This is a genomic window from Alteromonas sp. ABV2_168 (assembly GCF_056161165.1).
This window is the reverse complement of record NZ_JBSWYQ010000009.1, coordinates 138,347-160,347: the sequence shown is the minus strand read 5'-3', so window position 1 is coordinate 160,347 and position 22,001 is coordinate 138,347. Positions and strand designations below refer to the sequence as shown.

At 48.8% G+C, this 22,001-nt stretch carries 22 protein-coding genes; 9 read left to right on the top strand and 13 right to left on the bottom strand.

Annotated elements, in window-relative coordinates; translation table 11 throughout:
* Window positions 1–75: 75 nt before the first annotated feature.
* Entirely contained in the window at window positions 76–1,074 is a 999-nt protein-coding gene (locus ACXAH4_RS14475; RefSeq protein ID WP_474882380.1) for an NADP-dependent oxidoreductase, read from the bottom strand.
* A gap of 146 nt (window positions 1,075–1,220) precedes the next feature.
* Here ACXAH4_RS14475 and ACXAH4_RS14470 point away from each other — a divergent pair, with 146 nt between their 5' ends.
* Window positions 1,221–1,856 carry a glutathione S-transferase family protein gene (locus ACXAH4_RS14470; RefSeq protein ID WP_474882378.1) on the top strand — a complete coding sequence of 212 codons (636 nt, stop codon included), beginning with the start codon at window positions 1,221–1,223 and terminating at the stop codon, window positions 1,854–1,856.
* A 28-nt stretch (window positions 1,857–1,884) separates the two neighbouring features.
* On the opposite strand, the gene ACXAH4_RS14465 is transcribed toward ACXAH4_RS14470, so the two are convergent.
* The 4 genes from ACXAH4_RS14465 to ACXAH4_RS14450 all read right to left on the bottom strand — a co-directional run bounded on the left by ACXAH4_RS14465 (window position 1,885) and on the right by ACXAH4_RS14450 (window position 4,536).
* Window positions 1,885–2,289, bottom strand: coding sequence for a DUF4426 domain-containing protein (locus ACXAH4_RS14465; protein WP_474882443.1), 405 nt, complete (start codon window positions 2,287–2,289; stop codon window positions 1,885–1,887).
* A 115-nt stretch (window positions 2,290–2,404) separates the two neighbouring features.
* Window positions 2,405–2,950 carry a YggT family protein gene (locus ACXAH4_RS14460; protein WP_474882376.1) on the bottom strand — a complete coding sequence of 182 codons (546 nt, stop codon included), beginning with the start codon at window positions 2,948–2,950 and terminating at the stop codon, window positions 2,405–2,407.
* A 27-nt stretch (window positions 2,951–2,977) separates the two neighbouring features.
* Window positions 2,978–3,799, bottom strand: a complete 822-nt coding sequence (gene proC / locus ACXAH4_RS14455) for a pyrroline-5-carboxylate reductase (protein WP_474882374.1) — start codon at window positions 3,797–3,799, stop codon at window positions 2,978–2,980.
* 50 nt (window positions 3,800–3,849) lie between these two features.
* Window positions 3,850–4,536: a YggS family pyridoxal phosphate-dependent enzyme gene (locus ACXAH4_RS14450; protein WP_474882372.1), complete on the bottom strand. Its 687-nt coding sequence runs from the start codon at window positions 4,534–4,536 to the stop codon at window positions 3,850–3,852.
* A 28-nt stretch (window positions 4,537–4,564) separates the two neighbouring features.
* Between ACXAH4_RS14450 and ACXAH4_RS14445 the strand changes: the two genes are divergently transcribed.
* Genes ACXAH4_RS14445 through ACXAH4_RS14435 form a run of 3 tightly spaced genes read left to right on the top strand, consistent with a single transcriptional unit; the run spans window position 4,565 to window position 7,057 of the window.
* Window positions 4,565–5,602: a type IV pilus twitching motility protein PilT gene (locus ACXAH4_RS14445; protein WP_119503450.1), complete on the top strand. Its 1,038-nt coding sequence runs from the start codon at window positions 4,565–4,567 to the stop codon at window positions 5,600–5,602.
* A 10-nt stretch (window positions 5,603–5,612) separates the two neighbouring features.
* Window positions 5,613–6,728 (top strand): PilT/PilU family type 4a pilus ATPase, encoded by a 1,116-nt coding sequence (locus tag ACXAH4_RS14440; protein ID WP_474843004.1) that lies wholly within the window; start codon window positions 5,613–5,615, stop codon window positions 6,726–6,728.
* Between the two features lie 8 nt (window positions 6,729–6,736).
* The gene (locus ACXAH4_RS14435) at window positions 6,737–7,057 is read left to right on the top strand and encodes a putative signal transducing protein (protein ID WP_303572837.1); all 321 of its coding nucleotides are present in this window, start codon (window positions 6,737–6,739) and stop codon (window positions 7,055–7,057) included.
* A gap of 9 nt (window positions 7,058–7,066) precedes the next feature.
* On the opposite strand, the gene ruvX is transcribed toward ACXAH4_RS14435, so the two are convergent.
* From ruvX to ACXAH4_RS14405, 6 genes are all read right to left on the bottom strand, one after another.
* Window positions 7,067–7,483, bottom strand: a complete 417-nt coding sequence (gene ruvX, locus ACXAH4_RS14430) for a Holliday junction resolvase RuvX (protein ID WP_474882370.1) — start codon at window positions 7,481–7,483, stop codon at window positions 7,067–7,069.
* A 1-nt stretch (window position 7,484) separates the two neighbouring features.
* The gene (locus ACXAH4_RS14425; RefSeq protein WP_119502223.1) at window positions 7,485–8,051 is read right to left on the bottom strand and encodes a YqgE/AlgH family protein; all 567 of its coding nucleotides are present in this window, start codon (window positions 8,049–8,051) and stop codon (window positions 7,485–7,487) included.
* A gap of 6 nt (window positions 8,052–8,057) precedes the next feature.
* The gene (gshB, locus tag ACXAH4_RS14420; protein ID WP_474847633.1) at window positions 8,058–9,014 is read right to left on the bottom strand and encodes a glutathione synthase; all 957 of its coding nucleotides are present in this window, start codon (window positions 9,012–9,014) and stop codon (window positions 8,058–8,060) included.
* Between the two features lie 101 nt (window positions 9,015–9,115).
* Entirely contained in the window at window positions 9,116–10,546 is a 1,431-nt protein-coding gene (locus ACXAH4_RS14415) for a sensor histidine kinase (RefSeq protein ID WP_474842997.1), read from the bottom strand.
* Between the two features lie 69 nt (window positions 10,547–10,615).
* Window positions 10,616–11,344 carry a 16S rRNA (uracil(1498)-N(3))-methyltransferase gene (locus ACXAH4_RS14410; RefSeq protein ID WP_474847637.1) on the bottom strand — a complete coding sequence of 243 codons (729 nt, stop codon included), beginning with the start codon at window positions 11,342–11,344 and terminating at the stop codon, window positions 10,616–10,618.
* Between the two features lie 94 nt (window positions 11,345–11,438).
* On the bottom strand, window positions 11,439–11,708 hold the full coding sequence (locus tag ACXAH4_RS14405; protein WP_474842994.1) for a hypothetical protein: 270 nt from the start codon (window positions 11,706–11,708) through the stop codon (window positions 11,439–11,441).
* A 396-nt stretch (window positions 11,709–12,104) separates the two neighbouring features.
* Here ACXAH4_RS14405 and ACXAH4_RS14400 point away from each other — a divergent pair, with 396 nt between their 5' ends.
* The gene (locus tag ACXAH4_RS14400) at window positions 12,105–12,971 is read left to right on the top strand and encodes a mechanosensitive ion channel family protein (RefSeq protein WP_474847639.1); all 867 of its coding nucleotides are present in this window, start codon (window positions 12,105–12,107) and stop codon (window positions 12,969–12,971) included.
* A gap of 115 nt (window positions 12,972–13,086) precedes the next feature.
* On the opposite strand, the gene ACXAH4_RS14395 is transcribed toward ACXAH4_RS14400, so the two are convergent.
* Window positions 13,087–13,884 carry a M48 family metallopeptidase gene (locus tag ACXAH4_RS14395; RefSeq protein WP_474882368.1) on the bottom strand — a complete coding sequence of 266 codons (798 nt, stop codon included), beginning with the start codon at window positions 13,882–13,884 and terminating at the stop codon, window positions 13,087–13,089.
* 297 nt (window positions 13,885–14,181) lie between these two features.
* On the opposite strand from ACXAH4_RS14395, the gene ACXAH4_RS14390 reads away from it, so the two are divergent.
* From ACXAH4_RS14390 to prsR, 4 genes are all read left to right on the top strand, one after another.
* Window positions 14,182–15,960 (top strand): choice-of-anchor I family protein, encoded by a 1,779-nt coding sequence (locus ACXAH4_RS14390; protein WP_474882366.1) that lies wholly within the window; start codon window positions 14,182–14,184, stop codon window positions 15,958–15,960.
* 128 nt (window positions 15,961–16,088) lie between these two features.
* Window positions 16,089–17,213, top strand: coding sequence for a beta-ketoacyl-ACP synthase III (locus ACXAH4_RS14385; protein WP_119502215.1), 1,125 nt, complete (start codon window positions 16,089–16,091; stop codon window positions 17,211–17,213).
* A 21-nt stretch (window positions 17,214–17,234) separates the two neighbouring features.
* Window positions 17,235–19,265: an XrtA/PEP-CTERM system histidine kinase PrsK gene (gene prsK / locus ACXAH4_RS14380; protein WP_474842985.1), complete on the top strand. Its 2,031-nt coding sequence runs from the start codon at window positions 17,235–17,237 to the stop codon at window positions 19,263–19,265.
* Between the two features lie 46 nt (window positions 19,266–19,311).
* Window positions 19,312–20,673 (top strand): PEP-CTERM-box response regulator transcription factor, encoded by a 1,362-nt coding sequence (gene prsR, locus ACXAH4_RS14375; RefSeq protein ID WP_474842983.1) that lies wholly within the window; start codon window positions 19,312–19,314, stop codon window positions 20,671–20,673.
* A 10-nt stretch (window positions 20,674–20,683) separates the two neighbouring features.
* On the opposite strand, the gene ACXAH4_RS14370 is transcribed toward prsR, so the two are convergent.
* The gene (locus tag ACXAH4_RS14370) at window positions 20,684–21,901 is read right to left on the bottom strand and encodes a GGDEF domain-containing protein (RefSeq protein WP_474842981.1); all 1,218 of its coding nucleotides are present in this window, start codon (window positions 21,899–21,901) and stop codon (window positions 20,684–20,686) included.
* Window positions 21,902–22,001 lie beyond the last annotated feature (100 nt).

Sequence of the window (22,001 nt, the reverse complement as noted above, 5' to 3'; positions counted from 1 at the left end):
GAAAGATAATTGAAAGGGACTCAAAGGCAGTGAAGAGTTGCTTCACTGCCTGTGATAGTGCTCAGCTAACAGGGGTTATAATTTAACAATCATTTTCCCAGTGTTCTTGCCGTCGAACAACATGTTCAAGCCGCTCTGTGCATTTTCCAGCCCTTCAATGATATGTGCACGGTATTTAATTTTACCCTGCTGCACATAAGGCGTGAGCTTTTCAAGCAATTGCGGGATCTCGCCCCAGTGATCAGGCATAGCAAACCCCTGAATGGAGACACGTTTTTTGATAAGCGGGATCCAGTTGGGGCCGGGGGAAGGGTTGTCGGACTGGTAATCTGCAATCATTCCGCAAACGACAATGCGCCCGTGCTCGTTCATCCGGTTAACGATAAGTTGTTGTACAGGGCCGCCGGTGTTTTCAAAAAATACGTCAATACGGTTGGGGGTGAGGGCATCCAGCTGCGCCTTCAGGTTATCCGTCTTGTAATTAATGGCGCCGTCGAAACCTAACTCATTGACAATCCAGTCTGCTTTCTCATCGCTGCCCACAACGCCGATTACCCGTAAACCGTCAGCTTTAGCTAGCTGACCAACGATTGAGCCCACAGAACCGGCAGCGCCGGTTACAATCAGGGTTTCACCGGCCTCAGGTTTGCCGAACTTATATAACCCCGTGGTGGCTGTCAGACCGGGTAAGGCAAACACACACAGGGCCATCTCTTCGCTGATCCCGGGTTGTAATTTGTTGAAGCCCTTACCATCACTGACAAGGTATTCCCGCCAACCTGTCATACCCATCACTTTGTCGCCTTCAGAAAAATCGGGATGGTTAGATTTTATGACTTCACCTACGCCGCTGGAGCGCATTACCTCACCGAGTTCCACGGGCGGGATGTAACTTTCTCTGTCTTCACTCATCCAGCCCAGCATGGCGGGATCCAGCGACATATGTGTTTGTCTGATCAGTATTTCACCCTCACCGGGCATGGGAACCTGCTTTTGCTCTGTGCTGAACAGGGATGCGTCAATCTGACCTTTCACCGGACGTTTAACGAGTTTGATTTCTTTATATTCAGACATAATGCCTCCTTTAATCGAATAGAAATAGTGTGGGGATGAAGTTTGCGCTTGCAATAGTCACATGGAATAACGGAACAAATTGATGCGCTGAAGCCGGTGATTTGTGTATAGTTTCAAACAATCAAAATCACCGGACAGGAGAGGGTATGTATACATTATACGGATTTGCAAAAACGCGTTCAGTGCGTGTGGCATGGGCACTGGAAGAGTTAGGCCTGCCTTATGACTACACGTTTATTAACTTACGTAAGGGGGAGCATAAATCAGCAGATTTTCTCGCGCTTAATCCTGCGGGTAAAATTCCTGCGCTGATGACTGATTGCGGGCCAATGAGCGAATCTGCTGCCATCGTGACCTGGCTGATGGATAAGCATGGTTACGAAGAATTCATGCCGGTATTGGGTAGCAAGGCCCGTATGCTGTACGAACAGGCAATGGCATTTGTGATAACAGAACTGGAGCAACCGTTATGGAACATGGCAAAGCATGACTTTGCATTACCGGAAACACAGCGACTTGAAGGCATGAAAGATGTCAGTATTTACGAATTCGGTGTGGCACTGAAAGGGTTTTCTGCGTTGCTCGGAGACCAGGATTTCCTTACCGGACGCATGTTCAGCGGAGTAGATATTGTCGCCGGACATGTGCTGTCATGGGCAAAAGGGTCTGGTATGGATTTGACGTTTGATAATGTGAAACAGTATGCAGAGCGGGTACTTTCCAGGCCTGCTTATGAGAAGGCCTGGCGAAACGAAAAAGCGCATATGCCTGCATCGCTGTAACATCGCACTGACAGTTTGAAGCCGGAGATTACTCGACGAACATCTCCTGCTGAAACTTAAGTGTCTGAACTTCATTGCCCCGCTGAATATCGACGTTGAAGCGAAAGGTTTCTCTGTCATTAAAGGAAAGCGGGGCAAGATAGTAAATCGCTTCGCCTTCTTTTACCCGTTTGAAATTCAGTGTTTTGCTGTTACCTAAAAGGTTTCTCGCCTGACCCTTAACGGACACAACCTGAGCTTCTCCTGTTGTGCTGTCGAGCACCGAAATATTCACCAGCGCATTATATTTACTGCGCACAATGCCGTAATTCTGCGCGGTTTCCGGGGTGAAAAACGTGGTGTTCACTACGATGTAATGTACAACCCATTTTCCCAGCGTTTGTTTTTGTTCGGCTAATGCCGCAGGGACGGTAAACAGTAAAGATAAGAGCAGGCAGAGGGCCGGCAGACGGGCAAGGTAGTTCACAGTGTCTTCACCAAATTCAACTAATCACACAAAATCAGTACAGAAACAAAAAAGGGTAGCTAAACCGCTACCCTTTTAAAACTTAGTATAAACCAAACATATTTTGCAAAAGGATTTGCAGGAACTGTAATCCGATGATGGCTATCAATACCGATAAATCCAGACCACCAATGGGCGGAATAATACGGCGGATAGGTGACAGAAATGGCTCTGTCAGTTGATACATCACGTACTCAATAGGATTTTGTCCCTGCGATACCCAGCTGAGGATGGCGCGGATAATCAGGATCCAGAACATCAGCGAGAGGGTCTCTTTCACTACGGTTAAAAACGCCAGCAGGATAATAGATGCCGGATTGATGTTTCCACCGCCAAACAGCAAGACCAGCGTCACAAACTTCAGTGCCGCGACAAGCAGCGCTAGCACGAACGTTGCCGTATCAAAGTTACCGACAGACGGGATGATACGGCGAAGAGGCCCCACTATGGGGTGTGTTGCTTTAACGATAAACTGGCTGGCCGGGTTATAAAAATCTGCCCTGACCAGTTGTAACCACAATCGTAATATCACCACCATCAGATACAAATCAAACAAGGTACTGATAAGAAAGACCGACGCGTTGCTCATTAACTGTTTTTCCTGTGAAGCTTAAACTTAAAGTTGTTTCGCCATTTCTTCGGCTCTGTCGACTGCGGCACGCATGGCTGCGCTTACCGTGTCCTGCAAGCCTTTATCGATAAATGTATTGATAGCAGCAGCGGTCGTGCCGCCCTTAGAAGTAACCTGAGCTCTTAACTCGCTTAATTCAATATCCGGATTGTGACAAACCATTTCAGCCGCTCCCAACATGGCTTGCTGAACCATGTTTCTGGCGGTCTGCGCATCAAAACCCATTTTCATGGATTCTTCCTGCATGGCCTGCAAGAACAGGAAGAAATACGCAGGGCTGCTGCCTGCAGCGGCGATGACGCCGTTAATACCGTCTTCTTCCTTTACCCAAACCGTTTCACCCACTGCGCCCATGACGTCGTCAGCGTACTGGCGGTCTGCGCTGCTTACTGTGTTGTCAGCGTACAAGCCCGTCATACCTTTGCCGATAAGGCTTGGAGTATTGGGCATAATGCGCACCACCGGATAATCGCCGCCCAGCATTTCCTGCAGGCGTGATACCGGCAAACCGGCTGCAATGGATAAAAACAGTTTACCGGACAGGTCGTTTTTTTCCTGCAAGGCGGCAAGCATGTCGCCCATCATTTGTGGCTTTACCGCCAGCACAATAGCATCGGCAAACTCACAGGCTTCATCATTCGACTGCGTGATCCGGATGCCAAACTCTTCCTGTAGTTTTTCCAGCTTGGGGGTTGAGGGATTACTGGCAAGAATATTGTCTTTGTCGTAGCCTGACTGGATAAGTCCGCTGATGATGCTGCGACTCATGTTACCTGCGCCGATAAATGCCAATTTTTTCTGTTGCATGAAAACCCTTATGTATTGCGTTTAAAACTCGTGAATAGCGACCCGGTCAATCAGTTACGCGCACCAAAAATAGCGCTGCCTACTCTGACCATGGTAGAGCCGTGTTCAATGGCGGCTTCAAGATCGCTGCTCATTCCTACGGACAGGGTATCAAAATCGCTCAGCTTTTGTTGATATTCCGCGAATAAATCAGCCAGCGTGGTCAGGGTTTGCGCCTGTTCTTCCTCGTCCGGAGAGGCTTTTGGTATCGCCATCAGCCCCCGCAATTTCAGGTTAGGCAACCCGTTGATAGTATCAATCAGGGCTGGCAGTGCATTGATCTGAATGCCTGATTTACTGTCTTCATCATCAATATTAAGCTGTATGCACACATTCAGTGGCGGCATGTGAGAAGGTCGCTGGCCGTTCAGCCGCCGGGCAATCTTTTCTCTGTCTACAGACTGCACCCAGTCAAAATGCTCTGCAACGACTTTGGTTTTATTCGATTGCAGCGGGCCAATCATATGCCATTCAATATCAGTGAGGGCAGACAGATGCTGAATCTTTTCAACGCCTTCCTGTACGTAATTCTCACCAAACAAACGTTGTCCCGCTTCATACGCCAGGTTGATATCAGATACCGGTTTAGTCTTGCTGACCGCTAGTAATTGCACGGATTTTGGAGGACGATGCGCATTGGCAGTAGCTTGTTCGATTCGCGATTGGGCGGATTTCAGTCGTTCTGCTATTGTTTGCATTAATCATCTGGTGTTTGGAGACGTGGTTGTGGATATTACCGAACTTTTGGCTTTCAGTGTTAAAAATAAAGCTTCCGATTTGCACTTGTCGGCTGGGTTGCCGCCTATCATTCGTGTCGACGGGGAAATGCGCAGACTGAATATCCCTGAGCTTGATCACAAGCAGGTACATTCGCTCATTTATGAAATCATGAATGACAAACAGCGCAAGGAATATGAAGAGAATCTGGAAGTCGACTTTTCCTTTGAAGTAAAGGATTTATCCCGTTTCCGTGTTAACGCCTTTGTACAGAATCGTGGTGCTGCTGCGGTACTTCGTACTATCCCCAGTAAAGTATTATCACTGGATGATATTGCAGCCCCGCCCATTTTCCGTGACCTGATTGACCAGCCTACCGGCCTTGTTCTGGTGACCGGTGCGACAGGTTCGGGTAAAAGTACCACGCTGGCAGCCATGATTGATCACATCAATAACACCAAACGGGACCACATTCTTACCATTGAAGATCCCATTGAATTTGTTCATGAAAACAAGATGAGTGTTCTGAACCAGCGTGAAGTGCACCGCGATACACACAGCTTTTCTAACGCGTTACGTTCGGCGCTCCGTGAAGACCCTGATGTGGTGCTGGTGGGTGAGTTACGGGACCTGGAAACCATCCGTCTTGCGATGACCGCAGCGGAAACCGGTCACCTGGTATTTGGTACGTTGCATACCAACTCAGCGCCGAAAACCATCGACCGTATTATTGACGTTTTCCCGGCGGAAGAAAAAGCAATGATCCGCTCCATGTTGTCAGAATCATTACGGGCAGTTATTTCGCAAACCCTGATGAAAAAAGTCGGCGGTGGCCGGGTAGCGGCACATGAGATTATGGTGGGCATACCGGCAATCCGTAACCTTATCCGTGAAGACAAAGTGCCTCAAATGTACTCGGTTATCCAGACCGGTCAGGCGCATGGTATGCAAACCATGGATCAGGCACTGCAAAAACTGGTAGCATTAGGCGTTGTGAGCCATCAGGATGCAGCGGCAAAATCCACCGATAAAAACAAAATGATGTAGGAGATAAAGGGTGAAACTGCAGGGGTATTTTGAGAAAGCGACAGAACTCGGGGCTTCGGATATTTTTATTACCGTAGGTTTCCCTGTCAGTGCCAAAATAGACGGGCAGCTGACCCCGTTAGGTGATGAGCCGTTATCTCAGTTTCAGGCCAAGGAACTGGTTCAGAGTGTGATGGAAGAACGTTACATCCGTGAACTGAATGAACTGAAAGAAAGTAACTTTGCAGTTGGTATTACTAATGTAGGGCGTTTTCGTTGCAGCGCATTCTGGCAACGGGACTCCATTGGTATGGTTGCCCGCCGGATCGTCACAGAAATTCCTAAAGTGGATGAACTGGGACTGCCTGCGGTACTTAAAGACATTATCATGAGTAAACGTGGCCTGGTGCTGATGGTGGGAGCTACCGGTACCGGTAAGTCTACCTCGCTGGCGGCACTGATTGACCACCGCAATCACAATTCCAAAGGGCATATCCTTACTATTGAAGATCCCATCGAGTTTATTCACCGGCATGGTTCCTGTGTGGTAACACAACGTGAAGTGGGCATTGATACCATGAGCTTTGACGACGCATTGAAAAGCTCTCTGCGTCAGGCGCCCGATGTGATCCTGCTGGGCGAAATCCGCTCTATGGAAACCATGGAATATGCCATGTCATTTGCTGATACCGGCCACCTGTGTGTCGCGACTCTGCATGCTAATAATGCAAACCAGGCGATAGAGCGCATCATGCACCTTGCACCTAAGGAAATGCATAACAAGTTGCTGTTCGATTTGAGTTTGAACCTGAGGGCCATCGTTGCCCAGCAACTGGTGCCGAAAAAAGACGGCAAAGGCCGGGTAGCTGCTATTGAGATCCTGCTTAATTCCCCGTTTGTGGCTGATCTTATTCAGACAAACCGTACCGGTGAGTTAAAAGATGCCATGAAGAAAGGCAAAGAAATGGGCATGCAGACATTTGATATGGCGCTGTATGAATTGTTTAGAGAAGATCGGATCACCTATGACCAGGCCATTCATCATGCCGATTCACCGAATGATTTGCGTCTAATGATCAAACTAGACAGCAGTGAAGGCAATGAGTTGGGTTCTTTGTCCGGCGTGTCCATCGATATGGATGACTGACTCTTCCGATGCTGAAGTTATTTGGTCATGACGACCGTTTTCTGGTTCAGCAGGTTCGCTCTGAGCTGGATGTCGCCCGTATTCCGTACCTGGTAAAAAATGAATATGCCGGTGGTGCGGTGGGCGAACTTCCCTGGCAGGAAACACAAATGGAATTGTGGCTGCTTGATGAGCAGTGGTTCGGCAAAGCGAAGGGAATCGTTGATGCGCTTACCCCAAATAGTAATAAAGGGGAGAACTGGCAGTGTACCCATTGCGGGGAAGAGAACGAAGGGCACTTTTCACTGTGCTGGCAATGTCAGGCCGTGAAAGCAGAGCCGGCTTACTGACCGGCTTTCTCAGTACTGATTTTCTGCCCAACTGGTGAAAATCACGCAGGCAGAAACGCTGTCGACTTTATCTTTAGTCAGTTTCTTATAGCCACCTAATTCGAACAACATAGCTTTGGCATCCGCCGTAGACAACCGTTCATCCCAGGTCTCCACTTTTACGTTAAAGCGGCCGTGAAGGCGGTTTGCAAATCGTTTGGCCAGTTGCGTCACCGGTTGTTCAGTACCGTCCATATTCAACGGCAGCCCGACAATGACGAGATCCGGTTGCCACTCATCATAGATCTTCTTAACCTTTTCCCAGTCCGGCACACCATCCTGTGCTTTCAGGGCGGCAAGAGGAGAAGCTGTACCGGTTATCTCCTGACCAACAGCCACGCCAATACTTTTTGTGCCAAAATCGAAGCTTAAAACAGTCCGGCTCATATCAGGCGTGGCCAACCTGCGGCGTAAGCTGCCATACATCCACGCCCAGTTTCTTCACAGCAGACTGCCACTTCTTGTGTACGGGCGTATTGAACAGAATGTCTGTGTCGGCTTCCACCGTCAGCCAGGCATTTTCCTGCATTTCCTTCTCAAGCTGGCCGGCTTCCCATCCCGCATAGCCCAGCGCGATGATTGCATGCTCGGGGCCCTCGCTGTGACCGATGGCAGAGAGAATATCTTTTGAAGTGGTCACAACAACACCCGGTGCCATTTTCAAACTGGAACTCCAGTCACCGTCATCAGAGTGGAGCACGAAACCGCGCTCCTGACTGACCGGACCCCCGGCCAGCACAATATGCTCTGACGTACTGTCGGCAAACTCCGTGTCTTTATCAGTTTGCTCAAGCAGTTCTTTCAGATTCATGTTCGATGGCTGGTTGATCACAATACCCATTGCGCCTTCACTGTTATGTTCGCAAATGTATGTGATAGACCGCGAAAAGTAAGGGTCTTCCAGTGACGGCATTGCGATCAGAAAGTGATTTTGCAAGGACTTCAGTTCTGTCATTCAACGTTACCTCAAAGCTGCCAGTTTAGTTTCTATGGCATCAAACAATTTACCCATAATACTGAAATCGAAATGGGCTTCAATTTCACGGACACAGGTGGGGCTGGTGATATTTATCTCTGTAATACGATCGCCAATCACATCCAGACCAACAAACAAAATGCGGTGCTCTTTCAGTACGGGCGCAATCGCGTTCGCCAGTGCTCTATCAGACTCACTGACTGCCTGGGGACGCCCGGTACCGCCGGCTGCCAGATTACCACGGGTTTCTCCCTTCGTGGGTAAGCGCGCCAGACAATAGGGCATCACTTCACCGTCTACAATCAGAACCCGTTTGTCACCCTCTTTAATGGCCGGCAGATATTCCTGCACCATCATCTGTTGGGTCCCGTTTTTGGTCAGGGTCTCAATGATGACGCCCAGGTTATTACCATCGGGTTTTACCCTGAAAATCGATGCGCCGCCCATACCGTCCAGCGGCTTACAGATTATATCCTGATGTTCTGCGTGGAAATCTCTTACCAGCTGAGGATTGCGTGTTACCCGTGTAGCCGGAATTAAATCCGGGAACCAGGAAGTAAATAACTTTTCATTGTAATCCCGCAGCGCCTGAGGATTATTGACTACCAGCGCGCCTCCGGCTTCCGCTAAAGACAGCATTTGTGTGGCATACAGAAATTCACTGTCGAAAGGCGGGTCTTTTCTCATCAGCAGAACATTGATATCTGCCAGTGCCATGGTCTCGCGGGGCGACAATGAATAGAAATCCTGTGCCTGGTCCCGTACGGTAACTTTACGCACGGAGGCCATTGGCTTGCCGTTATCCAGATAAAGATCGCTCATTTCCATATACAACAGGGTCGCGCCGCGTTTCTGCGCTTCCAGCATCATGGCAAAGCTGGTGTCTTTATGGGGTTTGACAGACGAGATAGGGTCCATCACAAAGCCGACTGAATAGCTCATCGGGTGATTCTCTTTTATGTAAACGGGGTAATACCTCTACTATGGCGTTGATATTGCTAAAATCAACACCTTTTCGCAGGTAATCATCGTGCTACACCGCGTTAGCCGGCGGTTTGTTCCGGAAAAGTGAAGATTATCTTGTTGCCGCCCGACTGGCGCTGCACGATTTGCATGGTTCCGCCAAGACCCGCGGTAATTTGTTGATAGCACAATGCCAGACCACCCGGTGCCGAATGCCGTCTGAGCAGAGTGGCTGCTGCCGGCCGCATGGCATTGTGAATCGTAGTGCGCGGAATGGCCTGTCCTTCATCTTCAACAATGTACCTGATCATCGGGTAATTGCCATAGCTTGTTTTTGATGCGGAAAGCCAGATTTTTCCTTCGTTACGGTTAGGGTAGCTGTGATGGCACACGTTTAAAATCAGTTCGTTGAGTATTTGTGTAAACGTGCCGGCAGCAATGGTGGAAGTACAGTCCGGGTCTATGTCGATACAGGCTTTAATATCAATATGCTTCGCTGCGCTGGCTATGACAGAAAGCATGGTGCCGGTGGCTTTCGCCAGTGAAATCTGCTTTACCGGATTGTGAGTGATAAGGCTGATGTAACCGGATAATTCATCCAGTCTGCGAACCGCTTCGCCAAGCATGTCTGAACCGGCTCCGGTTGAGCGGTTTAATGCATTATAAAATTGATTCAGTTCTTTACGGGAGAGCTGTTTTAAACTCACATTTCTTTTGTTCTGAGCGGTAATCACTTTTTGAAAGGAAAAAGTCGTCTTTACCACAGCCAGTAACGCTTCTGTTTCTTTGATTAAACCCGATGCCATAGGGCGGAAGGTTTTAGGGAGCGGGCAACTGGCAAGAATATGTTCGGCCTCTGTCATTTTCAGGGCCAGTTTTTCAGCGGTTTCTTTTAAATACTTATTTTCTTCCTGCTGCTGAGAAACCTGCTTTTGTAAGATCCAGTTGGCGCTGTTTTTTCCTTGCTGATAATCACAGTAAGCAAAAATTTTACTCAGGTTTACCGCTACGGCCTGATAGTGGGCAATGGTGTGGGGATCCGGAGTTTGCTTCTGACCGCCGGTGACCGCCAGAGTCCCGATACATTTATTTTCACGGATCAGCGGGAATGACCAGCAACTGGTGATCCCGACTTCTGCCATTTCCGGTGAAAAGTCCTTCCAGTTCGGATGGGCTGCAATGTTATCGATGAAAAAGGGCTGGCCTGTTACGGCCGCCGGCCCGCAAGCGCCTTCCTTTTCACACAGTTTCATTTCGTGAATGGCGCGAATAAAATGCTCAGGCAGAGAAGGGGCGGCTAACAGGGATAAGCTGCCGGTTTGCGGTACAACCTGCATGACTGCAAAACGGAAACTGGTGGTGTGCTGTTCCAGAAATTGTAAGTAGAAGGTCACCACTTTTGCCAGAGGCTGACCGTCGAGAATACGTTCAAGACAGGCACTGTAGACCTGATCTAAATTCAACCTGCCGGAGGCGATGGCCGGATTACCGGCGGAATGTACGAGATACATAAGCTTTTTATTGTTTTTCTGGCTTAGTTATTTTTTAACCTGTTTTAGCATACAAAACAAGTATGACGTTTATAAGTCTCCATGCTGGGACTGTAGAATAGTAATGGCAGCAAGAGCTGCTGTTTCTGTTCTTAATATGCGCGGGCCCAGACTGACAGAGGTATAGCCGCTTTCATTTGCCTGATGAATTTCCTGCTCAGACAAACCACCTTCCGGTCCGATAAGCAAACGATAGCCTTTTGATGAATAGGGCGTTTTTACCAGTGGTGAATCTGCGCCCGGGGCTAATGTTAAACGAACAGCCTGAGTCGGACTCGCCAGCCATTGATTCAGTGTTACCGGCGCATTGAGTACCGGAACCACATTACGTCCGCATTGCTCACAAGCACCGGTGATGATTTTTTGCCATTGCTGAATTTTCTTTTCCCAGCGCTTTTCATCCAGCTTCACTGCACATCGTTGTGTCAGTACCGGTGTGATTTCAGTAACACCCAGCTCGACACTTTTCTGTAAAACAGTATCCATGCGGTCGCCTTTCGACACACCCTGACCCAGATGAATTGGAAGAGGTGACTCTTTACCGATGGTCAGGCAGGCGTCAGCTTCAATGACAACCTGTTTGCGGTTCACTGCGATAATCTGGGCACTGTACTCATTACCATCGCCGTTAAACAGCACAACGGGATGATTCGCTTTGAGTCGCAACACAGTGGCTACGTGGTGTGCAGCGTCATCATTAAGCAGGAACTCTTCGTCCAGAGGAATATTACCGGGGTGGTACAGGCGCGGGATTCGCATGGTGATATCACTATAACTTCAGTTTTATAAGCGTTATATGATAGCGAGTTTGCGGGTGCAGACGCAATGTCTGCACCGCAGTAAGCGGGGGAATTTAGTTAACCTGAACACTGTTCGGACGGGTTTCTTTGGAAATGTTACTTAAATCCGTCGCAGCACCGCTCTTTCGGGCGTGAACAGTATTTTTACCTTTGTCAGAGGTGAGGGCAAAACCCAGAATGAAGAGAACAATCACAAAAAGAACAGATAGAAAGAACATTTTAAAATCCCTTAGTTTAGCAAACCGGTACTTGGCGATAGCTAAATAACCAGATACGTCATTACGTCTTACATCCAACATCGGATCCTGATGTTGTAAATCCATACGAAAGAAGTCACTTTCTTCCGGTATTCTGGTTCGTATTTCCTGCCACTGAGCGGCTTGTAAGCCGAAAAGTGATGACTGAATATAGACTAAAATCTGCGAATTTCCAGCCTTTCCCGATGCCGGATTTATTCAATTTTGTTATTAGCACTAAAATCAGTTGGTTAAAGAAACACGTTGTCGAGCATTCATCGCGCTGTTTTTTTCACGCACTGCAAACTTTACGTTGATGCGATGACAGAAATATTATCGTCAGCTTATAAGTGTTTCATCATCTGAATTTATACCATTGTATAAGGCAGAAAGCAGACCAGGGGCATTGCGTGATCTACCGCAATATTGCTATCGTATCCCCCGCACTGTGCAACGATTCGCGCATTAACAAAGGAAACAGAAATGGAAGAAACTTTATCAATGTTTACTGCTTCAGATATTGAACGGTATATTAATACATACGCTATTCCCTGGGCGATCAACATCGCTATGGCAATTGCGATCTTCGTTATTGGACGAATCATTGTCGGTATACTGCTGTCTGTATTCCGTCGTGTGATGGCAAAATCCAAATACGACGAAATGCTAATCAATTTTGTAGAGTCGATTGTCTCTGCAATACTGATGTTGTTCGTTATTGTGGCATCACTTGACCAACTGGGCGTGGATACCACCTCTCTTGTTGCTATTGTGGGTGCAGCCGGTTTAGCGATCGGTTTATCTCTGCAGGATTCTCTGAAGAATTTCGCAGCCGGCGTTATGTTGCTGGTATTCAAGCCGTTCAAACAAGGCAACTATGTTGAAGCCGCAGGTACTGCCGGTGTCGTTCAGAAGATTGGTATTTTCCACACTGTGATGACGTCCCTGGATAACAAAGAAATCACTATTCCGAACGGTAAGATTTACAGCGACAACATCACTAACTACTCTGCAAAAGACACCCGTCGTTGTGATATGACGTTCGGCATCGGCTACGATGATGATCTGCTGAAAGCCAAGCGCATTTTGCAGGAACTGGTAGATGAAGAAACCCGTATTATGAAAGAACCAGCCTGCTTAATCGGCGTGGCTGAATTAGGTGACAGTTCCGTTAACTTTACTGTTCGTCCGTGGGTGGCTGCCGCCGATAACCTGGCCGTACGCCTGGACTTTACTGAAGCGGTGAAATTGCGTTTTGACGCGGAAGGTATTTCTATTCCTTATCCGCAAATGGATGTGCACTTTTTCAAAGAAGCTGACAAAACAGTATCTGCGAAAGAATCAGCATAATTCTGTTTAGTATCCTGAGTACTTAACACTGATACTAAAAACCCCCTTTTTCGAAAGGGGGTTTTTTATTAGTGCCAGTCGGGTCGACTCCTGACACCTTCACTGTGGTTGGCAGCTACTTACAGGAAGGGCGTTTAGCTGTTCCCTGATAATCCGCCATGGCAGCCTGCATATTGGCCTGCAAGTTTTCAATACGGCTTTGCGGGGCAGGGTGAGTGGAAAGAATTTCTACCGGACGCTGACCATTGCTGGCGGCATCCATGTTCTTCCATAACTCTACTGACTCCCTGGGATCGAAGCCCGCCTGCGCCATCAGTGCCAAGCCGATAAGATCGGCTTCAGACTCGTGGGCACGGGAGAAGGGCAGCGTAATCGCAACCTGTGAACCCATGCCAATAGCCGCCATAATCGCACCGCTGTATGCTACCTGTTTTGCTTCAATTGCCGTTGCTACGGCTTGTGTACCCAGGTTTGTCAGTGTGGAAGTCGACATACGCTCGTTACCATGGTGAGCAATAACATGGCCGATTTCGTGTCCGATAACGGCTGCTAACTGGGACTGGGTTTTCGCCACATTGAGCAAGCCGGTATAAACACCGATTTTACCACCGGGCAATGCAAAGGCGTTGACCTGGTCATCCTGAAAAACCACCACTTCCCATTCACCGTTAAACACCGAGTCCGGTACCAGCGGCGTCAGCGATTTTGCAACACACTGAACGTAGGTATTTTCTACCTGTTTACTGGAAACCTTCAGTTCCTCTTTCATACTTGAAAACGCCTGACCGCCCATTTCGGCCATTTGTGTTTCAGAGTACAACAACACCTGGTTGCGCCCGGTCGGGGATGTAGCACATGCGCTAAGCACACTTGCCAGTCCCGCCACTGCGAGCACCTTCATCCGTTGTTTCATTTGTGTCCCTCTTCTGCGTTTTTTCGTTGCTTAATACTAATTAAGTGCCTGTTAAAAAGCCACTGGCAAAGGTTAACTACGAAGCGGTAAGCGAAAGAGTTTTTATTGTTAAGCAACGGTTCAGCTTTGTTGTGGGAAAGTGTTCAGACAACAAATGAAGGGGAGATAAGATGACATAAATTCGTCATCTCCCTGACTTATTGCTGTCACACCGTTTCCTTAGGTTATTGAAATTTTGTTGTATGCACACGCAGCCGCATGCGACGTATTTCAATAATAACTTCTAAAGGAAACAGCATGTTGATGCAAAATAAATTCAAACTGGGATTACTGGCGTTGGTGGTATCTGCCGCTCTGACAGGGTGTAGTTTAGATGGCGATGACGGTGCCGACGGTGCACAGGGCCTTCAGGGTGAACAGGGCGAAACCGGGAGTGATGGTCAGGACGCCACAACAGGCGTCGCACTGGAAGTTGTGGGCCGTGCAGTTGTTGGCGGGGCCGGTGCTGCTGAAATTGTACAGTATCATGCGGGTACACAAACCGTTTATGCAACTAACGGTGAATCAGATACCATCTCTGTGATCAGCATTGCAGAACTCACCGGAGATGCCCTGGAAGCGCCGGTTACCTCTACCAACCTCACAAACACATCAATCGAATTACCTGTTGAAGCAGACGGTACTGCGCTGGCCGGCCTTACCAGTATTGCGGTGTCCGGCGATTTGCTGGCTGTCGCTATTCCCGCAGATGAAAAAGCTGAAAACGGCTTTGTACTTTTCTACAACGGCCTTGATGCCGGCGAGCCGGCTTTCCTTTCCGCTGTTGAAGTTGGCAACCTGCCTGATAATGTTGTTTTCACTCCGGATGGTACAAAGGTACTCACTGCGAACGAGGGCGAACCGTCAGATGATTACACCATTGACCCTGAAGGTTCTGTAAGTGTTATCACTGTCACAGACGGTGTCCCGGCAGACACTGCAACAACCCTTACATTTGAAAGCTTCAACGGCCAGCAGGCAGAGCTTGAAGCCATGGGCATGCAGTTCCCTAATCCGTCCGGCCGTACTATAAATGGTGTTGCCATTAACACCACAGTCGCTATGGATTTAGAGCCTGAGTACATCACAGCCACCGATTCTGTTGCTTACGTTACCTTGCAGGAAAATAACGGTGTCGCCGTGGTTGATCTGGAAGCCATGACTATCAGCATTATCGGACTGGGCGTCAAAGACTGGAGTCAGTACCAAATTGACGTGCAGGAAAATGGTGAAGTCAGCTTTGGTCAGTACGAAGGCCTGTATGGCGTTTATATGCCGGACACAATCACCAGAACTACGTGGAAGGGGGCAACTTTCCTGCTGACTGCAAACGAAGGTGATGCCCGTGAGTACATTTTCAGTGCAGATGATGAAGCATCCTGTCTGGCTGCCGGAGGTCTGGAGTTTGACGACGGTGACTGTCTGGCCTACACCGATGAAGTTAAAGTCGAAGATCTCACTGCCGCAACAAATTCAGAGCTGGCCATGTTGCAGGCAAACGGTGAAGCAGATGACCTGCGGGTGACGCTGGGTATGGGCGATGCCGATGGTGACGGTGAATATGATGCAGCATATACGTATGGCGCACGTTCTTTCACTATCTGGGATCAGAACGGTCAGGTTGTATTTGATTCAGGTGATGATTTTGAACGTATCACCGCCTCTGTACACGGTGCGGCGTTTAATAACGGCGATGATGAAAATGAAGGCGACAGCCGCTCCGAAAATAAAGGGCCTGAGCCGGAAGCCATTACCACCGGTTCACTGGGCGATCGCACTTATGCCTTTATCGGTACTGAGCGCATGGGTGGCATTTTTGTTTACGACATCACGAACCCGTACGATGTCAGCTTCTCTGAATACGTGATAAACCGTGATTTGACGGAAGGGCTGACGGCTGATGACAGTATTGGTGATCTGGCGCCGGAAAGTCTGGTATTTATCAGTCCGGAAGACAGCCCTACCGGTGAAGCTTTACTTGTAGTGGGTAACGAAGTCAGTGGCTCAGTCTCACTGTGGCAGGTAACTGCTAAATAAAACTTCTGCCTCTTTATACCTCTTCAGAAAGCCTGAATGCATTAGCATTCAGGCTTTTTTGTTTGTCAGAAGTCCGATGACTTTTGGGTCTCAAACGGCTAAGCTACGAAAAAACGAGAGAGTTATTCATGACTAAAAAAGTTGTTATCAGTGGTGTCGGCCTGTGGACACCTGAACACGTAATCACTAACGAAGAACTCGTCGCCAGCTACAACGCCTACGCAGACAAGTTTAATGCAGAAAACGCGGCACAAATTGATGCCGGCACTGTTGCTGCCAAACCTCATTCCAGTGCAGAGTTCATTGAAAAAGCGTCCGGTATAAAGCAACGCTACATCTACCGTAAAGAAGGCGCGCTGGATGTTGAACGCATGCGCCCGGTCATTCCTGAGCGACAGGACGAAGAGTTGTCCCATCAGGGGGAAATTGCCCTGGAGGCAGCGAAGAAGGCGCTGGCAGCGGCGAATAAATCACCGGAAGACATCGATGCGGTGATCGTATCATGTGCTTATACACAACGGGCTTATCCTGCCATTGCTATCGAAGTGCAAAACCAGCTGGGTATTAAAGGTTTCGGTTTTGATATGCTGGTTGCCTGCTCAGCGGCCACATTTGGCATGCACCGCGCATGGGAAATGGTGGCATCCGGCAACGCCCGTGCCGTGCTGGTTATCAATCCTGAACTGGTGTCACCTCAGGTAAATTACACCGACCGTGACAGTCACTTTATTTTTGGTGATGTGGCAACGGCCACGGTGGTAGAAAGCGAAGACACCGCGAACAGCGACCATGTATTTTCGGTGCTGAGCACAAAAGCGGTGACGTCGTTTTCAAATAACATCCGTTCGAACTTTGGCTACATCAGCCGCGCTCACGATGTTGACCCCTACGGTGAAGACAAATTATTTCACCAGGCCGGCCGTAAAGTATTTAAAGAAGTATGCCCGATGGCTGCTGACCATATTGAGGCACACCTTGCCAGTCACAGTTTTACGCCGGCAGATGTACGCCGCTGGTGGTTGCACCAGGCCAATATCAACATGAACCTGCTAATTGCTAAGCGTCTGTTAGGGCGGGATGCTACGGCAGATGAAGCGCCAATCGTACTCGACCGTTACGCGAATACGGCATCAGCGGGCTCAGTCATCGCATTTGCACTGCATCATCAGGATCTTCAGTCCGGTGATGTGGGCGTACTGTGTTCTTTCGGTGCCGGATACTCCATCGGAAGTTTAGTCATCCAAAAGCAATAAGTTGCCGGAAATAGGGAAGTTATGATTTCAGATATTGGTTACGGCCTGAATGCAGCAGGCTATCTGGTTCTGCTGCTGTTGTTATTCACAGTCCGTAAATCAGGTCTGGCGAAGCACTTGCTGGTGCTTGCCACGATGGCAACCATGGTGTGGTCACTCAGTTTCGTCACCAGGCTTACCGGTCCGGTTTCCGGCCCGCATTTGCTGATAGCAGACACCCTCAAGCAAATGGTGTGGTTGTTATTCATTGCCGGCTGTCTGCAGGATAACTTCAATAATCTCTGGCAGGTGCTGCGCAGGCCGGCGACGATGGTGATCCTCACGCCGCCGGTGCTGGCGTTATTTCTTCCCTTTATTTCTACAATTCCTCACTCCTGGCAGTTTCTCTTTCTTACCGTGTTATCACTGGAAGTACTTATTCTGCTTGAAGTTTTATTCAGGCAGGCAGGTGAGAATCAGTGGGCGTATAAACCGCTGGTGCTCTACCTTGGCGCCATGCACCTGTTCGAATTTGTGATGTACGCCAATGCCACTATGGTCACAAAAATCGAGTTGGTCTACGTGGTATCAAGAGGGTATATCTATTTACTGATGATGCCGCTACTGGTGGTAGCTATCCGCCGTATCAAGCATTGGGGCGTCGATATCTTTATCTCCCGTGAAGTGGTGCTGCACAGCTCCTTGCTGCTGGTGGCCGGTATCTATTTGCTGGTAATGGCACTGGCCGGGTATGTGGTGAATTACATCGGCGGTAACTGGAGTTCCACGATTCAGACCGTGCTGGTGGTACTGTCTCTGGCACTGCTCATCACAATGGTCCTGTCTAACAGTTTCCGTACGCGGATAAAAGTATTCATCACCAAGCACTTCTTTGCCAACCAGTTTGATTACCGGGTTGAGTGGGTGAAGCTGACTCAGGCTCTGTCTTCGTCAGAAGCCGGTGCAGCGCCGGATGTTTATGGCAATGCATTGCGGGGGGTGCTGGGTGCCATCAACTATGAAAACGGCACACTGGTGAAAGCCACGGGTATCGATTTTGACGTGGTGGCCAGTGTAAACAGCGAAGGAATATCGGCAGACGAAATTAAGATCCTCAAGCAACTTATGCCATTCTGTCAGCAAACCAACTGGCTGGTTGATGTGGATGAGTATGCATCAAAGCCCTTTGAGTACAATGGCTTGCTGCTGGACAGAGAGGCGCTGAAAGGTTGTCGCTTTCAACTGGCACTGCCACTGTTAAATTCAGAACAAATATGGGGCTTTGCCCTGCTAAAAACAAAAGACAGTGAGGCACTGACACTGAACTGGGAAGTCCGCGATTATCTTAACGCTGTGACTGAACAGGTTGGTACATACTTACTACACCATGAAGCCGCCAATGCCGTGGCAGAGAACGCACAATTTGCTGCTTTCAACCGGATGTCAGCGTTTGTACTTCACGATTTAAAAAATGTGATGGCGCAAATCGACCTCATTTTGTGTAATGCCGAACAACACAAACATAACCCTGAGTTTATTGAAGATACCTTTGAAACCCTGCATTATACTAAAGCGCGCATGGATAAAATGCTGCGTCAGCTCACCGAGAAAAAGGTCGATGAGCCCGGCGTGTTCTCAGCGCACACACTCTCTGATTTAACCGGTAAGCTGATAGAAACCCGTTGTCAGTCACTTAAACCAGTACCTGAACTGGTGGTGGAAAGTGAAGAAAAGGTAGTGGTCGATCCTGAGAAATTCAGTAATGTGATGTACCATCTAATCAGTAATGCACAGCAAGCCACCGGCGATGACGGTTTTGTCCGTATAACGCTGGAAAGTGACCTGGCCGGTCAGCGCCAGATTGTGCGGATTGAAGACAATGGCTGTGGCATGGATGAAGCATTTATTGAACAACGGTTGTTTAAGCCGTTTGATACCACAAAAGGTAACGCGGGCATGGGTATCGGTGCCTATGACGCAAAAAATTATATGCAGTCTATTGGCGGCAAATTGTCGGTAGAAAGCGAAACAGGAAAGGGAAGTTGTTTTACCCTGGTGTTCCCGCTGGATTAACAGATTTCATTTCCCATAATTCATATTTACTAATGGAAACGTGCGAATGACGGATACGATTCTTGTTGTCGATGACGATCTCGGCATCCAGAAACAGTTAAAATGGAGCTTTACTGACTACAACGTGGTATTTGCAGATGACAGAACCTCTGCGATTGCCCAGTTACGTCGTCATGAGCCCAAAGTAGTGACTCTGGACCTGGGTCTGCCACCTGATCCTGCTAATGCCTCTGAGGGGCTGAAAACCCTTGAAGAAATCATGGCTCTGGCACCGCGGACCAAAGTGATTGTTGTCACCGGCAATAACGATAAAGAGAATGCACTGAAAGCGATTGATCTCGGGGCTTACGATTTTTATCAGAAGCCAATTGATTCCGATACTATCAAGCTGCTGGTCAACCGCGCCCTGAATCTGGCTAATCTGGAACATCAGAACCGCATTCTGGCGAAAGCCCGTCCTGCCATGGGACGTATTATCGGTAATTCTGAGGCAATTCAGGTTGTTATGCGCAAGGCCGAGAAAATTGCCGGCACCGATATCAGTACGTTATTACAGGGCGAAAGTGGTACCGGTAAAGAAGTGTTTGCCAGAAGTATTCACGAACACAGCCCCCGTAAAGACAAGCCTTTTGTCGCGATTAACTGTGCGTCGATTCCTGAAAACTTGCTGGAAAGTGAATTATTCGGCTACGAAAAAGGTGCATTTACCGGGGCTAATAAAACGACTCTGGGTAAAATCGAAACGGCTCAGGGCGGTACACTGTTTCTTGATGAAATCGGTGATATGCCTATTGGCCTGCAAGCTAAAATGCTTCGTTTCCTGCAGGAGCGGGTGATTGAACGGGTTGGCGGGCGAACAGAAATTCCGGTGGATATCCGCGTGATCTGTGCAACCCACCGGGATTTGCAACAGATGGTGGCAGACGAAACCTTCCGTGAGGATTTATATTATCGTGTGGGCGAGATCCCTATCTTTATTCCGCCACTGCGTGAGCGCGACCAGGACATCATTCTGCTGGCCCGTACATTCCTGAATACATACCGGGAAGAGTTCGGTGCTAAAGCCAAGAGCTTCTCTGATACCGCCATCCAGGCCATGTTGAATCATAAATGGCCCGGCAATATCCGTGAAATGCAGAATAAGCTGAAATCTGCCGTCATTATGGCTGAAGGCTCTGTGGTGCAGGCTGAAGATTTGGGCCTTATGGCACCACGGGGAGACAACGAGCCGGAAACGCTGAATTTACGGGAAGTCCGTGAGATGGCGGAAAGCCGTGCTATCAGACGGGCCTATCAGACAGCCGATAAAAATATGTCAAAGACTGCAGAGTTACTGGGTGTGACCAGGCCGACCCTGTATTCTCTTATCGACAAATACCATATGGAAGACATTAAAACCGGCGTGTAACTCCCGCCGGTTATTCCATTGGCCACTCAATACTGGCCAGGTTGTTCAGGGACGTTTTTATCTGCACATCAGTGAGTGAGAACTTCCCTTCCAGCGGAGAGGGCGGCAGAACATTGTCGCTTTCTTTGCAGGCTTCAATGGCGCCCACCCAACAGTCTCTTTGGGATATTTTTGCTGCGTACAGACAATAATCCATCACCGCGAAGGTTTTTACCCAGTCCATTTCATAAGGATTTCTGGGACACAGAGGCATTGCACAAAACCCCACGCTGCAAGTGGCGTTGATCACCACATCATCTGGTAAGTGAAAACGCTTCTGACGCACCGCCTCAATAAGTCTGTCAGCCAGTTCCACCATATCATTACGGTTAGCGTTGCGGCACACCGCCAGAAATTCTTCGCCACCCCAGCGGATAAGCAAATCTGTCTGCCTGAACACTTCTTTTAATATACCGGTGAATTGCACCAGGAAGCGGTCACCGGCAAGGTGACCGTACTCATCATTGATTTGCTTAAAGTGGTCTATATCAATTAAAAAGCAGAGTAAGTCATGATTTGGCGGAAAGGTCTCATCATTAAGACTGGCGTAGTGATGTTGCACCCGGCTGATCTCACCCGGCAATTGAGCTGAGAGGAAGTTGCGGTTATACAAGCCTGTGAGTGCATCACGCATGCTGACCTGCTCCAGCGCATGATAAGCTTCTTCCAGCTGTTGATTTTTCTGCTCCAGCTCAGTGGTCCGGTTGCGGACTTCCAGTGCCAGCCGCTGATTTTGCCGGTACTGGTTATAACGGCTCCACAGCAAAAAAAGAAATAGTAACAGGGACACCAGGCTACCCAGCGATAACATACTTTCCAGGTTATGCTGACGCACCTGAGCCAGTTCAACAGTGCGGTTTTTCTCCTGAATCTCGAAATCCCTTGCCTGACGTTCCATCTCCACTTTGGCTTTCAGCTTCTCAAAGTAGATCGCCTGCTCCGTGTCCATCTGGTGTTCCAGTCTGGCGATGGTTTCGTCAACAGAGTTGAAAAAGGCCGGAGGCAGCACGTCCAGACGGGGGGCGATGTCATTATCGGCAGTCTGGTGAGCAATAAACCGGGCGACGGTGGTTTCCCGGCTGGGGGGGGCAGCCTGCAAATCTTCCTGTCTGACCGTACCCTGGGCACTAAGCAGCGAGGGAAATAATCCAAGCAGTGTAATCAAACTGCCTGACAGATAACTTTTCATCTTCATCCTGTTCAGAAAAAGTAAAACCGGGGAGCACAGTGACACCGTGCTCCCGTTGTTGCGTATTGGCGCGCTTTGCATTCCATGCAAACGCCTGCGC